At 67.8% G+C, this 15,436-nt stretch carries 13 protein-coding genes; 6 read left to right on the top strand and 7 right to left on the bottom strand.

From position 1 onward, the window contains the following. Positions 1-6: 6 nt before the first annotated feature. The 4 genes from ACVPT3_RS04260 (at position 7) to astB (ending at position 5,172) form a co-directional block, all read left to right on the top strand. Positions 7-1,257 (top strand): hydrolase, encoded by a 1,251-nt coding sequence (locus tag ACVPT3_RS04260; protein ID WP_492042960.1) that lies wholly within the window; start codon positions 7-9, stop codon positions 1,255-1,257. Beyond that, positions 1,258-2,265 carry an arginine N-succinyltransferase gene (locus tag ACVPT3_RS04255; protein WP_492042959.1) on the top strand — a complete coding sequence of 336 codons (1,008 nt, stop codon included), beginning with the start codon at positions 1,258-1,260 and terminating at the stop codon, positions 2,263-2,265. Further along, on the top strand, positions 2,262-3,680 hold the full coding sequence (gene astD, locus ACVPT3_RS04250; RefSeq protein WP_492042958.1) for a succinylglutamate-semialdehyde dehydrogenase: 1,419 nt from the start codon (positions 2,262-2,264) through the stop codon (positions 3,678-3,680). Before ACVPT3_RS04255 ends, astD begins: the two co-directional genes overlap by 4 nt. A 157-nt stretch (positions 3,681-3,837) precedes the next feature. Then, entirely contained in the window at positions 3,838-5,172 is a 1,335-nt protein-coding gene (astB, locus tag ACVPT3_RS04245) for an N-succinylarginine dihydrolase (RefSeq protein ID WP_492042957.1), read from the top strand. Between the two features lie 439 nt (positions 5,173-5,611). Here astB and phhA read toward each other — a convergent pair whose 3' ends face one another. Together phhA and hspQ are read right to left on the bottom strand one after the other, a co-directional pair. Then, the gene (phhA, locus tag ACVPT3_RS04240; protein ID WP_492042956.1) at positions 5,612-6,487 is read right to left on the bottom strand and encodes a phenylalanine 4-monooxygenase; all 876 of its coding nucleotides are present in this window, start codon (positions 6,485-6,487) and stop codon (positions 5,612-5,614) included. A gap of 58 nt (positions 6,488-6,545) precedes the next feature. Continuing rightward, positions 6,546-6,854 (bottom strand): heat shock protein HspQ, encoded by a 309-nt coding sequence (gene hspQ / locus ACVPT3_RS04235; protein ID WP_492042955.1) that lies wholly within the window; start codon positions 6,852-6,854, stop codon positions 6,546-6,548. A 147-nt stretch (positions 6,855-7,001) separates the two neighbouring features. On the opposite strand from hspQ, the gene ACVPT3_RS04230 reads away from it, so the two are divergent. Then, positions 7,002-8,111, top strand: a complete 1,110-nt coding sequence (locus ACVPT3_RS04230; protein WP_492042954.1) for a Ppx/GppA phosphatase family protein — start codon at positions 7,002-7,004, stop codon at positions 8,109-8,111. A 307-nt stretch (positions 8,112-8,418) separates the two neighbouring features. On the opposite strand, the gene ACVPT3_RS04225 is transcribed toward ACVPT3_RS04230, so the two are convergent. The 5 genes from ACVPT3_RS04225 to gyrA form a co-directional block, all read right to left on the bottom strand. Then, positions 8,419-9,291 carry a peptidylprolyl isomerase gene (locus ACVPT3_RS04225; protein WP_492042953.1) on the bottom strand — a complete coding sequence of 291 codons (873 nt, stop codon included), beginning with the start codon at positions 9,289-9,291 and terminating at the stop codon, positions 8,419-8,421. Positions 9,292-9,316: 25 nt separating this feature from the next. Further along, a complete protein-coding gene (locus ACVPT3_RS04220) occupies positions 9,317-10,204 on the bottom strand; it encodes a peptidylprolyl isomerase (protein WP_492042952.1) in 888 nt (295 codons plus the stop codon). Positions 10,205-10,212: 8 nt separating this feature from the next. Next, positions 10,213-10,701: a pantetheine-phosphate adenylyltransferase gene (coaD, locus tag ACVPT3_RS04215; RefSeq protein WP_492042951.1), complete on the bottom strand. Its 489-nt coding sequence runs from the start codon at positions 10,699-10,701 to the stop codon at positions 10,213-10,215. A 265-nt stretch (positions 10,702-10,966) separates the two neighbouring features. Next, complete coding sequence (locus ACVPT3_RS04210) at positions 10,967-11,788, bottom strand: aminotransferase class IV (protein ID WP_492042950.1); 822 nt, start codon at positions 11,786-11,788, stop codon at positions 10,967-10,969. Positions 11,789-11,960: 172 nt separating this feature from the next. Then, a complete protein-coding gene (gyrA, locus tag ACVPT3_RS04205) occupies positions 11,961-14,738 on the bottom strand; it encodes a DNA gyrase subunit A (RefSeq protein WP_492042949.1) in 2,778 nt (925 codons plus the stop codon). Positions 14,739-14,860: 122 nt separating this feature from the next. Here gyrA and ACVPT3_RS04200 point away from each other — a divergent pair, with 122 nt between their 5' ends. Next, positions 14,861-15,436, top strand: a complete 576-nt coding sequence (locus ACVPT3_RS04200) for a superoxide dismutase family protein (protein WP_492042948.1) — start codon at positions 14,861-14,863, stop codon at positions 15,434-15,436.

Here is a 15,436-nt window from a genome sequence, read left to right as displayed (position 1 = left end):
CCGGCAATGCGGATTCTGACCTCGGACCAGGCCGTCCTCGACCACGTCGCCGCGCGACGCGAGGCGATCATCGGCCGCACCATCGATTGGGCGAACCTCAACTCCGGCAGCCGCAACGCCGCCGGGTTGAACGCCGTGCTGGGTGCGCTTGAGGCCGAGGCGAAGACCCTGCCTGCTGTCGTCGAACGCATTCCAACCCAGGGCTCGACCACCGTCGCCGACGACGGCTCGGTGCGCGCAGAGGCCCATGCCGACGCCTTGAAGATCACCGCCCGCCCGGAGGCGCCGCTCCAGGTCGTCCTGACCGGCCACTACGACACGGTCTTCCCTGCCGACAGCCGCTTCCAGACCGTCACGACCCGCGCGGACGGCGCCCTGAACGGCCCGGGCGTCGCCGACATGAAGGGCGGGATCAGCGTGCTGCTGGCCGCCCTCGAAGCCTTCGAGACCCACCCCGATCGGCACGGCGTCGGCTGGACCGTGCTGCTGAGCCCCGACGAAGAGATCGGCTCCCCCGCCTCCGCCACCCTGCTGGCGGAACTGGGCGCGCGCGGCCATGTCGGCCTGACCTATGAACCGGCCCTGGCGGACGGCACCCTGGCCGGAGCGCGCAAGGGCAGCGGCAACTATCACCTGATCGTCACGGGCCGCGCCGCCCACGCCGGCCGCGCCTTTGACGAGGGCCGCAACGCCGTCGCCGGCGCCGCCATGATCGCCGCCGCCCTGCACGGGCTGAACGGCCAGCATGAAGGGGTCACCGTCAATGTGGCCAAGATCTCCGGCGGCGGCGCCCTGAACGTCGTCGCAGACAATGCGGTCGTGCGGTTCAACGTCCGCGTCCCGGACAAGGCTGCCGCCGACTGGATCGACGCCTCGGTTCGCGCCATCGCCGCCGCGCCGCCGTTCGAGGGCCTCACCCTGGACCTGCACGGCGGCTTCACCCGCGCGCCCAAGCCGATGGACGCCGCCCAGACCGCCCTGTTCGAGGCGGTGAAACAAGCCGGCGCTCTGCTGGGCCAGACCATCGCCTGGAAGCCGTCGGGGGGCGTGTGCGAGGGCAATAATCTGCACGCCGCCGGCCTGCCCAATATCGACACCCTCGGCGTCCGGGGCGGCGAGATCCATTCGGACCAGGAGTTCGCCTGGCCCGACAGCTTCGTCGAACGCGCCCAGCTCAGCGCCCTGATCCTGTGCAAGATCGCCTCGGGCGAGATCGACGCGGCCAAACTCAAAGCCCTGCGGATGGAAACCCTCTGAATGCTCGTCGTCCGTCCCGCCGGCCCTGCCGACCTCGACTATCTGCTGGAACTGGCCATCCTGTCCGGCCCCGGCTTCACCAGCCTGCCCGAAGATCCCGACGTCCTGTCCGACCGGCTTGAGCTCAGCCAGGCCAGCTTCCGCGGCGAGGTCAGCTGGCAAGAGGCCTGGTACACGCTGATGCTGGAGGACGGCGACACCGGCGACATCGACGGGGTCGGCTCGGTCAAGGCGACGGTGGGCCTGAAACGGCCGTTCTTCTCGTTCCGCGTCGTCAACAATACCGCCTCTTCTCCGTCCATCGGCGTCAAGCTGGACCACCAGACCCTGGTGCTGGTCAATGAATGTACCGGCTGGACCGAGGTCGGCTCGCTGTTCCTCAAGGCAGACCGGCGCAAGGGCGGCGCGGGCCGTCTGCTCAGCCAGTCGCGCTATATGCTGATCGGCGCCCAGCCCGAACTGTTTGCCGAGAATGTGCTGGCCGAACTGCGCGGGGTCTTCACCCCCGACGGCGCCTGCCCCTTCTGGGACCATGTGGCGCACAAATTCTTCCCGATGGCGTTCGACGACGCCGACCGGATGACGGGCTCGACCGACAAGCAGTTCATCCTCGACCTGGCCCCGCGCCACCCCATCTATACCGAGCTGCTGCCGGAACCGGCGCGCGCCGTGATCGGCAAGGTCCACCCCCAGGGGGTGCCCGCCATGGCCTTGCTGGAGAGCGAAGGCTTCCGCCCCAACGGCCTGGTCGACATCTTCGACGCCGGCCCCACTGTTTCATGCGGGCGGGATAATATCCGCACCGTCCGCGACGCCCGCCGCCTGACGGTCGAGTTGGTCGATACGGTCCAGGCCGAACTGCCGGCCCTGATCTCGACCGACAGCATCGCCGCCTTCCGCGCCGTCCGCGCCAAGGCCGACATCGACGGCGACATCGCCCGCCTGACCGCCGAAACCGCCGCCGCCCTGAAGATCAAGGCCGGCGCCATCGTCCGCGTGAAATCATGACCCTGTTCAAATCCACCGACCCCGCCACCGAAGCCACCAACTGGGAGGGCGAGGCCGCCAGTCCGGTCCAGGTCCAGGTCGCCGTTGCCGCCGCCCGCGCCGCCTTCCCCGCCTGGGCCGACGCCCCACGCGCCGACCGCATCGACGCCGTCAAACGCTATCAGGCTGTGCTGAAGGACCGCGCGCCCCGGATCGCCGAGGCCATCGCCCGCGAGACCGGCAAGCCCCTGTGGGAGACCAAGACCGAAGCGGTGGCCATGGTCGGCAAGGTGGACATCTCCATCCGCGCCTATGACGAACGCACCGGAGAGCGAACAAGCGACACCGCCTTCGGCCGCGCGACCCTGCGCCACCGTCCACACGGCGTGGCGGCGGTGCTGGGCCCGTTCAACTTCCCCGGCCATCTGCCCAATGGCCATATCGTCCCGGCTCTGCTGGCCGGCGACACCGTCGTCTTCAAGCCGTCGGAGGAGACGCCCCTGGTCGGCCAGGTCATGGCCGAGGCCTTCGCCGCCGCCGATCTACCGACCGGCGTGGTCAATGTCGTCCAGGGCGGGCGCGAGACCGGCGCGGCCCTGCTCGACGCCGGGATCGACGCCCTGATGTTCACCGGCTCAGGCGCGGCAGGCGCTCACTTCCGCCGCAAGTTCGCCGACGATCCGCACGTCATCCTGGCGCTGGAGCTGGGCGGCAACAATCCTCTGGTGGTCTGGGATGCGGCGGACGCTGAGGCGGTGGCCGGCATCGCGGTCCAGTCCGCCTTCATCACAACCGGCCAGCGCTGCTCGTGCGCCCGGCGCCTGATCGTGCCGGAGGGAGCGCAGGGCGACGCCATCATCGAAGCCATCGCCGCCCTGTCCGATCGGCTGGTCTTCGGTCCTTGGGACAGCAACCCAGAACCCTACGCCGGACCGCTGATCTCAGCCCGAGCGGCCGAGGCCGCATTGAAAGCGCTGCAAGAACGGATTGACGCCGGAGCCAAGGTCATCCGCGCCTCGGGTCCCGTCGCCAACCTGCCAGGCGCCTTCGTCAAACCCGCCATCATCGACGTGACCGGGATCGACGTTCCCGACGAGGAGATGTTCGCCCCCTTCCTGTCAGTCGTTCGCGTCCCGACCTTCGACGCCGCGATCCAGGCGGCCAACGCCACCCGCTACGGCCTGTCCGCCGGTCTGGTCAGCGACGATCCGGCGAACTGGGACCACTTCATCCGCCGCATCCGCGCGGGCGTGGTCAACTTCAACCGTCCGACCACCGGCGCGGCGGGCGACATGCCCTTCGGCGGCCTAGGGGCCAGCGGCAACCACCGCCCCAGCGCCTACTACGCCGCCGACTACTGCGCCTATCCGGTCGCCAGTTTCGAGGCCGACGCGGTCGCGAACATCGAAGGCGAGATCAAGGGGTTACGGTCGTGATTCCTTCTCCCCTTGCGGGAGAAGGTGGCCCGCGCAGCGGGTCGGATGAGGGGTTTCTCTCTGCCGGCCGCCTGCGTGACTCCTCACCCGCTCGCGCCAGGACGACGGCTTGCGCAGCCGTGCGCGACCTCCCTCTCCCGCAAGGGGAGAGGGCCGAATGACCTACGCCGTCGAAGCCAACGCCGACGGCCTGATCGGGCCGACGCACTCTTACGCCGGTCTGTCGCCGGGCAATCTGGCCTCCAGCCTGAACAAGGGCGAAGCGTCGAACCCGCGCGCGGCGGTGTTGCAGGGGCTCGACAAGATGAAGACCCTGGCGGACCTGGGCCTGCCCCAGTTCGTCCTTCCGCCGCACGAACGGCCCAACATCCCCTTCCTACGGACGCTGGGCTTCACGGGTTCGGACGCCCAAGTGCTTGAGCGGGCCTGGAAGGACGCGCCCTCCTTCGCCGCCGCCGCCTGTTCCGCCTCGCCCATGTGGGCCGCCAACGCCGCGACCGTGACGCCCAGCGCCGACGCCGCTGACGGCCGGGTGCATTTCACCCCCGCCAATCTTGGCACCAATCTGCACCGGTCGCTGGAACACCAGCAGACGAAGCGCGCGTTGGACGCCCTGTTCCCCGATGCCGACCGGTTCGCCGTCCACGACGCCCTGCCCTCGGTCGCCCACCTCGCCGACGAGGGCGCCGCAAACCATGTGCGCCTGTGCGCCGATCATGGCGCGCCGGGGGTGAATCTGCTGGTCTGGGGCCGTGAGGCGTTCGAGCCCTGGGAGGGCCCCTACCCTGCCCGTCAAACACGCGAGGCCTCGCAAGCCGTCGCCCGTCGCCACGCAGCCAGCCGACCGGTTCTGGCCCAACAGTCCAGGGCCGCCATCGCCGGCGGAACCTTCCACAATGACGTGGTCTGCGTCGGGGCGCTGGACACCCTGTTCTTCCACGACCTGGCGTTTGAAGACGCCGTCGGAACGCTGGAAGCCATCCGCCGCGCCGCGGACGGCCTGTTCGAACCGATCTTCGTCGAGGTGTCTTCCGCCGATCTGCCGCTCGCGGACGCCATCAGCAGCTATCTGTTCAACTCGATGCTGGTGCGTATCCCGGGCGAGGATCGGCTGACCCTGATCTGTCCGACGGAAACCCGCGACAACCCGCGTAGCCACGCCGTAGCGCAAACCCTCGCCGCCTCCAACGGCCCCATCGGCCGGGTTCTGTATGTCGATGTGCGCCAATCCATGCGTAACGGCGGCGGGCCTGCCTGCCTGCGTCTGCGGGTCGTGCTGAACGAGGCGGAACTGGCGGCGTCCAATCCGGCCATGCGCTTCACCGAGGCTCTACACGCCGAACTCTCAAACTGGGCCAGCCGCTGGTACAGGGAAGAGCTGCGGCCTGCCGACCTTGCTGATCCGGCCCTGCTGGAAGAAAGCCGAGGCGCGCTGGACGCTCTGACCGCAATCCTGAAACTCGGCGGCGACTTTTATCCCTTTCAACTCTGACGCGCTTGTTTACGCGCCGCCCAGAAAGAATATCGACGCTCCGTCGAAATGGACCGTCCGATGTCGTCTCTCTTTTTCGTTCTAACGCTCTTTCTGTCCCAGTCGGCGGAGTTGGACGACATCATGGTTGTGGGACAAAGGCTGTCGCCCTTGGTGTCCGTGACCGTCGAGGGCGATATTCCCACGACGACTCTGGTCCGCAGTGATCCTGCAGGAATCCGTTGTGGCGCGTCCCGCTCGAAATACGACTCCTATGGCGCGCCGCGCACCTGCTGGATCAGACGCCCCGTCGGAGAGGTCGTCCACTTGCAGGCCGAGAATGATGCGGGGTTTAGGATTCGCTGGGAAGGTTGCGAACCGACCGGGGACGGTCGCGGGTGTACGGTGACCTCCGCGTTGGGGGGCGGAAACATCAAGGTCTCCTTCACACGCTAGAGCTCTAGGCGGCGAACCGGCCCCCCTTCGCCGCATAGGCCTGGGTGCCGCGCGTGAAGACCTGATCGGTCGGCAGGACGGTCTCGATCGGCAGGTCGGCCTGACCCTTCAAGGCGTCATAAACGGGGCCAAAGTCCTTCAACGTCTCGTCCTTCAGCGCTTCCAGGCTGTCGATGACGAAATAGACCTGCTGGAAGTCATCGATCCGGTACAGGGTCCGCATCACCCGCTCCAGGTCGAAACCCAGACGGTTCGGCGACAGGTCTTCCAGAGCAAAGACGCTCTCGGTCGATGACGAGACGATGCCGGCGCCATAGATGCGTAGTCCCTCCGCCTCCTTCATCAGGCCGAACTCGACCGTGTACCAATAAAGCCTAGCCAGGTTCGGCAACATGCCCAGCCCGGCGGCGCGCTGCCCGCCCTTGCCATAGGCCTCCATATAGGCGGCGAAGTCGGGGTCGGTCAGCATGGGCACATGGCCGAAGACGTCATGGAAGATGTCCGGCTCTTGCAGATAATCGAGCTGGTCCGGCTTGCGGATGAACTGGCCCGAGACGAAGCGGCGGTTGGCCAGATGGTCGAAGAAGACCTCGTCGGGCACCAAACCCGGCACGCAAACGACGGTCCACCCGGTGAGAGCCTGAAGCTTGGGATTGATGACCTCGAAGTCGGGAATGCCGCCAGCGTTCAGGTCGAGCGAGTCCAGGCCGCGCAGGAAGGCGTCGCAGGCGCGGCCGGGCAGGATCTTCATCTGGCGCGCGTAAAGCGTGTCCCAGGTCTGGTGTTCGACCTCCGTATAGGCGGCCCAGTTCTGGGGAATGGTCCAGTCGGCGGCCGCGCCTTCAGGCGGCTGTTCGAAGACGTGTTCGAAGTCGGACATTGGACGCTCCTCTTTTGCCCCATCCTAACGCCCGGTCGGCGCCCGTTCAAAGGCCTGGTCAGTGAATGGCTTCGTGCAGGGGCGCGTGATGGCCATGAGCATCAATGGTGAACCAGCGCTGGGCGTCGTCGGGCAGCAGAACCGATTGCCCTTCCTCCAGCACGCCCTCGGCGGCATAGGCCACGAAGCCGCCGTCCTCGCCCAGGGCGAAGACGCGGTAGAAGGGCTGGTGCGGCGAAACCGCGCCCGTGTCGATGGCCGGGCCGCTGTAGGCGGGGTCGACGTCCATCACCACGCCGCGGAAGGCGTCGTCGCGGTGGCGGACAATCTGACCGATGGCGAAGCGGGCTGTGTGGACCTGGGTCATGGCCTCTTGTTACGCTTGGCCCGATGACCCTGATCCACGCAGGTCTGTTCATCTTCCTGACAGAATGGCTTGGCGCGGACGATCTTGGCGGGCTAGGTTGATCGGGACGGGCGCCGCTTTGGACCGCCCACATCGGAATGACGGCCCATGCCGGAGACCCACGGCGCGCCCCGACGGCGCGACGAGCGGTCCCAGCCTTCCCGCGAGCGGGATGCGTCGGGTCGGGATGCGCCCCTGTATGGCGCGCTCGATCTGGGGACCAATAATTGTCGGCTGCTGATCGCGCGGCCGTCCCGCGACGGCTTTCGGGTGGTCGACAGTTTCAGCCGGATCGTGCGGCTGGGCGAAGGCCTGTCCCGGACGGGCCGGCTGGACCCGCGGGCCATGGACCGGGCCTATGACGCCCTAGCCCTGTGCGCCGACCGGATCGTCAGGAAGGGCGTGGAGTCGGTCCGGCTGAGCGCGGTCGCGACCCAGGCGTGCCGGGCGGCCGAGAACGGGGCCGAGTTCATTGATCGGGTGCGCAAGGGCACCGGGCTGCGGCTGCGGATCATCGATCCGGCGGAAGAGGCGCGGCTGGCGGTCGAGGGCTGTCTGAACCTGATCGACCCCAGGGCCGAAGGCGTGATGATCATCGATGTCGGCGGGGGATCGACCGAACTGTCCTGGCTGAAGCGCGAGGGGTCGGACTGGACGACCACCGGCTGGATGTCGGCGGCCCTGGGGGTCGTCACCCTGGCGGAACGGCACCCGGAGCCCGAGGGGGCGGGCGAAGCCCAACATGAGCAATGGTACGAGGCTATGGTCGCCGATATGGGCGCGGCCCTGGCCGGGGGCGGGATCGAGGATCCGGGCATGCTGGACCTGCTGCGGCGGGACCGGGCCCATCTGATCGGCACCTCGGGCGCGATCACCAGCCTTGCTGGCATCCACCTGAACCTGCCCCGCTACAATCGCGACCGGGTCGACGGCCTGTGGATGACGCGCGGCGACTGCGAGGCCGCGGCGGAGCGGCTGAAGGCCCTGGGGCCGGACGGCCGGGCCAAGGAGGCCTGTATCGGGCCGGACCGGGCCGATCTGGTCCTGGCCGGGGCGGCGATCCTGGAGGCCATTCAGCGGGCCTGGCCGTCGGAGCGGGTCCGGGTCGCCGATCGGGGCCTGCGCGAAGGCCTGCTGTTGCAGCAGATGCGGGAGGACAAGAAGCCGCCCAAGCGGCGCAGGCGGAGACGCGGCCGGGGTCGGGGGCCGGCGGCCTAATCTCCGGATTTATGGCGCTCCTACGCCTTCGGCGGCCGTATTCCCTGCTTTTCTCCCAGCTCAGACAACTCTTGCGTGGTCATCTGATGCGGCGACGGGGCGCGGCCCTCATTCAACGCGCGCAGGGCTTGAAAGCAGGCTTCGTCCGAGCACATGCGGCCCATGGCGATCTCGGATTGAGAGGCGCAGCCTGCCGAGAGAAGAGCCACCGCTGTCACACCTATCAAAGACCGCATTTTCATCGCCTCGACCTCCGTAAGGGTTGTGATGGTGACATGTCTGCCGGGTAAAAAACAAGCGTAAATCCTCAGCCCGCCGTGGCCATCCGCACCGGCACGTCGATGTCGCAGACCGAGAAGTCTGCGCCCTTGGCCTGGCGCGCCTGGTCGATCAGAGCGCGGAAGGTCGGCGATGTGGTGTTCAGCATCTGCACCGCCGGGCGTTCAGTGGCGGGCAGGTCGGAGGCCAGGCGGACGCGGGTCATGCGGTCGGGATCGACGACGACGCCGCTGGGCTCGGGGCTGGCCTTCAGGGCGCGAACGACCTCCAGCCCCACCACCACGCGGCCCCAGACGGTGTAGCGCTTGTCCAGGGCGGGATAAGCCTGGCGCATCAGGAAGAACTGGCTGTTGGCGGTGTCATTGCCCTCGTCGCGGGCCATGCCGGCGACGCCCGGGCAATAGAGGCCCCAGCCGTGGACCTTGCGGTCGGCCGTGCCCGCCATAAGGGCGTCGGGCTGGGTCTGGACCGGGAGGGAATGGTAGAAGCCGACCAGGGCCCCGGCCGGCGCGGCGGCGGGGGTGAAGGCCATGTCCGGGCCGCGACGGAAGGTGAACTCGGCCTTCAGGTCGGGATACCAGCTCTGGCCGTCGCCGGTGCCCAAGGGGTCGCCGGTCTGGGCCATGAACCAGTCGATGACCCGGTGCCAGGCCAGATTGTCATAGAAGCCGCGCGACGCCAGCAGCTTGATCCGCTCGACATGGGCCGGGGCGATCTCGGGCGCCAGTTCGACCAGAATCCGGCCCCTGGTCGTGTCGATGACCAGCAGATTGTCGGGGGCCACGGCGCGCCATTCGGTCGGACCGGGCGGGGGCGGCGGAACGGCCGCGTCCTGCGCCAGGACGGGGCCCGACAACAGAACCGTCAGCCCCGCCGCGATCAGTGCGTTTCGAACCATCATAGCCCCCTGCCCCCTCATGAAATCCCTAGCCGCCGACGACCTCGGCCACCGGCTGGACGTCGCAGATGTTGAAACCGCCGCCGCGCGCGGTGCGGGTCGCGGCGATCCGTTCGGCGAAGGCGGCGCTGGCGGGGTTCAGCACCCGCACGGTGGGACGTTCGCCCTCCGACAGGGCCGAGGCCATGCGGACCCGCGTCATGACGTCGGGGTTGGCGACCTTGCCGTCGTCGGCGTCGGAGCCCTTGTTCAGCTTGTTCACCACGTCCAGGCCCGAGACCACGCGGCCGAAGGCGGTGTAGACGCCGTTCAACTGATCCCGGTCGCCCATCATCAGGAAGAACTGGCTGTTGGCGGTGTCGGGGGCGCCGGCGCGGGCCATGCCCAGGACGCCGGGGCAGAACAGGCCGTGGGCGCTGACCTTGAAGTCGGCGGTGATCATCATCTGGGCGTCGGGCTGGGTCTCGACCGGCAGGACGCCGACCAGGCCGCGCACGCCCTGCCCCGCGTTCGGCACGGCGACGAATCCGGCGTCGCGACCGCGACGGAAGCTGAACTCGGCCTTCAGATCGGGCAGTTCGCTGCCGCCCTCGCCGGTGCCCTGCGGGTCGCCGGTCTGGGCCATGAAGTCGGGGATGACGCGGTGGAACTTCAGCCCGTCGTAAAAGCCCTGGTTAGCCAGGGTGCGGATGCGTTCGGCGTGGGCGGGGGCGGCGACCGGCGTCAACTCGACCAGGATCCGGCCCTTCGGCGTGTCGATGACCAGCAGGTTCTCCGGCGCGACGGTGCGCCAGTCCGCAGCGGGAGCCTGAACCGGGGCTTGGGCCGCAGCCTGAGCTTGGGCCACGGCCGGGGCCTGGGTCGCAACCGACGCCAGAAGAGCGGCGGCGGCCGCCGCGATCACACCAAGACGCATTGACGCACTCATCCTCTGTTCTTGACCTTGTCCCGCACGCGCGCAGCGATGGCGGGGCTGACGAAACTGTCGATCGCGCCGTCCAGACGGGCGATTTCCTTGACCAGCCGCGAGGCGATGGCCTGATGCCGCGGATCGGCCATCAGGAATACCGTCTCGATGTCCTGATTGAGGCGCTGGTTCATGGCCGTCATCTGGAACTCGTATTCGAAATCGGCGACCGCGCGCAAACCGCGAATGATGACATTGGCGTTCAGCTCTTCCGCGAAATGCATCAGCAGGGTCGAGAAGGGCTGGACCAGGATGTCGCCGCCCAGGTTGGCCACCTCGGCCTGGAGCATCTCGACTCGTTCGGCCGTGGTGAACAGCGGCCCCTTGTCATCGTTCTGGGCCACGCCGATGACCACGCGATCGACCAGCTTCAGCGCCCGCTTGATGATGTCGGTGTGACCGTTGGTCACCGGATCGAAAGTGCCCGGATAGAGTCCGATGCGCATGGCGTGTCTCCCCAGCCTGTCGCCTGCTGTTCGGCGTGACTTAGCAGGTGCGAAAGGTTCGGCCTAGCAGCCGGTTGGCGTAGAGGCGTGTCGTAAAAACAGGGTGACAAACCGCCAAACCGCCAATGCAGGCGGGGGGAACAGCGGGGCGGGTTTTGGCGTCATATCAATCATCGAGCGAGTGTGGACCAGGCGGACACCCAGGCGCGCCGATCATCGGTTTGGCCGACGAAGGCGTTGAACCTGCTGGAACTTTCCTCCAGAATTAGGAAAGAGAGGCCGTCAAGGGCAGCGGATCATTGGCGGCCCAGGCGGATTCGATCGCCGTCAGCAGGGTCGGATCGACGGCGAAAACCGTGTCGTCAATTGCAGTGATGGGACAGGCCGGCGTGGCGCTGTTGCACAGGAATGCGCCATCGAATCCCGCCAGTTCGGACACATGCACCGGCCGGGTCTGCGACGATAGGCCCAGCCCGGTCAGCCCCAGCCTGGACAGGCCGCGCTCGATCAGGACCTGGGTCACGCCCGCCAGCATCGGCGCCTGGGGCCAGACGATGCGGTCGCCCTGGATGAAGCCGATGTTCCAGGTCACGCCCTCGGACACATGACCCTGGTCGTCGATGAACAGGGCGTCGTCGAAGCCCGCCGCCCGCGCGGCCCGGCGCACGCGCGTCTGACCGAAGGTGGCGACGTGTTTCAGGTGGGGGGTTTCGCGGCCATGGGGCACAGCCGTCACCCGCATTTGGGTGGCCAGCGGCGGCGGGGGCGGCGAGACGACGGTCATCACCTTGGGCCGCCCGACGAAGGACGGATTGCGATGGCCGATCTCGGGCGAGAACAGGCTGACCCGCAGCCATGCCTGGTCATGCCCTTCAACGGCGACCGCCATCAAACGCCGGAACTCGGCCTCGCCGGGGCTTTCGCCGAACAGTTCGACGGCGGCCTGGTCCAGGCGGGCGAGATGCAGGTCCAGGGCCCGGACGGCGCCGTGCTCGACGCGAAATGAGGTGTAGGCGCCGTAGTTGACGAGGGCCTGATGGGCCAGGTCCTCAGGCGTGGCGGGTTCGCCGTCGATCAGGATGTCCACCGCCAGCTCCCGTTCAGTGTTCCTTCTCCCGTGGGGAGAAGGTGGCCCGAAGGGCCGGATGAGGGTCCGCCGGTGGGCCAGCTCGCACCACCGCGCCCCTCACCCTTTCGCGCAAGGACGACGGCTTCGCCGCCGTGCGCTCAAGCCCTCTCCCGCTGGGAGAGGGTATCAATCAGTCCTCGCCGCCCTCTTCACCCGCGACGTCCGCCTCATCCGAACCGCCGCTTTCCGGCAGGCGTTCGACCGAGACGACCTTTTCGTCCTTGCCGGTGCGGAAGATGGTGACGCCCTGGCTGGAGCGGCCGACGATGCGGACCTGGTCGATACGGGTGCGGATCATCTGACCGCCCGAGGTGACCAGCAGCAGGTCGTCGGTTTCCTCGACCGGGAAGGCCGCCGCCAGGCGCGTGCCGGCGCGACCGCCCAGGCCGTGAGCCGTCAGACCCTGGCCGCCGCGACCGGTGCGGCGATACTCATAGGCCGAGGACCGTTTGCCGAATCCGGTTTCGGTAACCGTCAGGATGAACTGTTCGGCGGCGCCCAGTTGGGCGATCCGTTCAACGGTCAGAGCCGCGTCCGCGACCTCGTCTTCAGCCTCAGCCGGAGCCGCCACATCCTCTTCCGCCTCCGCGCCGGCCAGGGCCTTGCGCATGGCGTTGGCGTGTTTGACGTAAGCCGAGCGTTCTTCCGGCGTGGCGTCGACGCGGCCCAGGATGGCCATGGAGATGACCTCGTCGCCGTCCTGCAGGCGCACGCCCCGGACGCCGGTCGAATCCCGGCCCTTGAACACACGCACATCGTCGGCCTTGAAACGGATCGCGCGGCCCAGGGCCGTGGTCAGCAGGATATCGTCGTCGGCGGTGCACAGGCCGACGCCGACCATGCGGTCGTCGCCTTCCAGCTTCATGGCGATCTTGCCGGCGCGGTTGACCGTGGCGAAGTCCGACAGCTTGTTGCGGCGCACGTCGCCCGCCTGGGTGGCGAACATGATGTCGTAGTCGCCCCAGGTCGTCTCGTCCTCGGGCAGGGGCAGGACGTTCATGATGCTGTCGCCCGGCTCGATGGGCAGCAGGTTGACGAAGGCCTTGCCGCGCGACTGCGGATTGCCCAGCGGCAGGCGCCAGGTCTTCAGCTTGTAGGCCTTGCCGTTGGTGGCGAAGAACAGGACCGGGGTGTGGGTCGAGGCGCTGAAGACGCCGGTGATGGCGTCCTCGTCCTTCATCGTCATGCCGGACTTGCCCTTGCCGCCGCGATGCTGGGTCCGATAGGCGTTCAGGGCGACGCGCTTGACGTAGCCGCCGTGGGTGACGGTGACGACCATGTCCTCGCGCGGGATCAGGTCCTCGTCCTCCATCTCGCCGTCGCCTTCCCCGATCAGGGTGCGACGCGGGACGGCGAACTTGTCCTTCACGTCGATCAGGTCGTCGCGAATGATGGCCAGGACGTTCTTGCGGTCCGACAGGATGGTCAGGTGGCCCTGGATGGTGTCGGCCAGGCCGTTCGCCTCGCCGAAGATGTCGTCACGGCCCAGGCCGGTCAGACGCGACAGGGTCAGGGCCAGGATGGCGCGGGCCTGTTCGTCGGTCAGTTGCAGGCTGTCGCCGTTGATGACGACGCTGCGGGGGTCGGCGATCAGCTCGACCAGGGCCATCATGTCGCCGACGGGCCAGGGCTTGGCCTGCAGGCGTTCGCGCGCCTCGGTCGGATCGGCCGAGGAACGGATGATGTGGATGACCTCGTCGATATTGGCGACGGCGACGGCGAGACCGACCAGGACGTGGCCGCGGTCGCGGGCCTTGTTCAGTTCGAACTTGACGCGTCGGACGACGACTTCCTCGCGGAAGTCGAGGAAGATCTGCAGCAGGTCGCGCAGGCCCATCTGCTCGGGCCGGCCGTGGTTCAGCGCCAGCATGTTGACGCCGAACGAGCTCTGCATCGCCGTGTAGCGCCACAGCTGGTTCAGGATCACGTCGCCCGAGGCGTCGCGCTTCAGCTCGATGACGATCCGCATGCCCTGGCGGTCGGATTCGTCGCGGACGTCGGAAATGCCTTCCAGACGTTTCTCGCGCACCATTTCGGCGATGCGTTCGATCAGGGTCTGTTTGTTGACCTGGAACGGCAGTTCGGTGACGACGATGGCCTCACGATCCTTGCGGATCTCCTCGACCGAGGCGCGACCGCGCACGATGACCGAACCGCGACCATCACGCAGGGCGTTGCGCGGGGCGGTGCGGCCCATGATCTCGCCGCCGGTCGGGAAGTCAGGACCGGGCACGATGTCCAAGAGGGCGTCGTCGGAGACGTTGGGATCGTCCAGCAGGGCCAGGGCCGCATCCACGACCTCGCCCAGATTATGCGGCGGGATATTGGTGGCCATACCGACGGCGATGCCGCCCGCGCCATTGACCAGCAGGTTCGGGATCCGCGCCGGCAGGACGACGGGCTCCAGCTCCTTCTCATCGTAGTTCGGCTGGAAATCGACGGTGTCCTTGTCGATGTCGGCCATCAGGGCGACGGCGGCCGGGGCCATCTTGGCCTCGGTGTAACGCATCGAGGCGGGCATATCGCCGTCGACCGAACCGAAGTTGCCCTGGCCGTCGACCAGCATCAGACCCATCGAGAAGGGCTGAGCCATCCGCACCAGGGCCATATAGACCGAGGCGTCGCCGTGGGGGTGGAACCGGCCCAGCACATCGCCGACCACACGGGCGCATTTCGAATAACTGCGCTCGGGCGTCATGTTCAGGTCGTGCATCGAATACAGGATGCGACGGTGAACCGGCTTGAGGCCGTCACGGGCGTCGGGAAGGGCGCGGCTGACGATCACGCTCATGGCGTAGTCGAGGTACGAACGCTTCAGTTCGTCCTCGATCGTGATCGTGGAAATATCGGAGCCGCCGCCTCCACCGTTGATCGGAGTTGCGGCGTTTTCGTAGCTGTCGTCGGTCAAGGAAGCGTGGCTTTATGCGGCCGGAATCGGAACGTGATCCGCTGTGACGATTTCTAGCATCCAAGGGCCTCGGTGGCAAAGCGACGTCGCCGTGAAAGCCCGTCTCTGAAAGGACTTTCCACATGCGCGCCAAACGCCTCGCCGCCGCCTTCTTCCTCGCCTCGCCCTTGGCCCTGATTGCAGCCTGCGCCTCGACCGCCGACGCGGCCCAGATGCAGGCCGAACGGGCGCCCGTCGGCGCCACCGGACAGGCCGTTCTGATCAACGCCCAGGGCGCCAATATCGGCCGCGTCGATCTGCGTCAGGGCCCGACCGGCCTGGTGATCAAGGTCGAGGCCTCGGGCCTGACGCCCGGCTGGCACGGGATCCATATCCATGCGACCGGCGAATGCGCCGCGCCGTTCACCTCGTCCGGCGCCCATATCAACCACGGCGAGCCCAAGGCGCCGCACGGGCTGCTGAACGCCGCAGGGCCGGACGACGGCGACCTGCCGAACGTCTACGCCGGCGCCGACGGAAAGGTGAACGCCGAACTGTTCACCACCCGCGCGCGGATTTCGTCAGAAGGACCGGGCCAGTGGCTGTGGGATGCGGACGGCTCGGCGATCATTATCCACGCCAATCCCGACGACCACTCGAGCCAGCCCATCGGCGGGGCCGGCGAGCGGGTGGCCTGCGCGGCGTTGAGCGCGAGCTGA

It is taken from the genome of Brevundimonas sp. FV1ps31S, from assembly GCF_058681265.1.
Note: the sequence above shows the minus strand (reverse complement) of the source record. Positions and strands in the feature narration are given on the sequence as shown.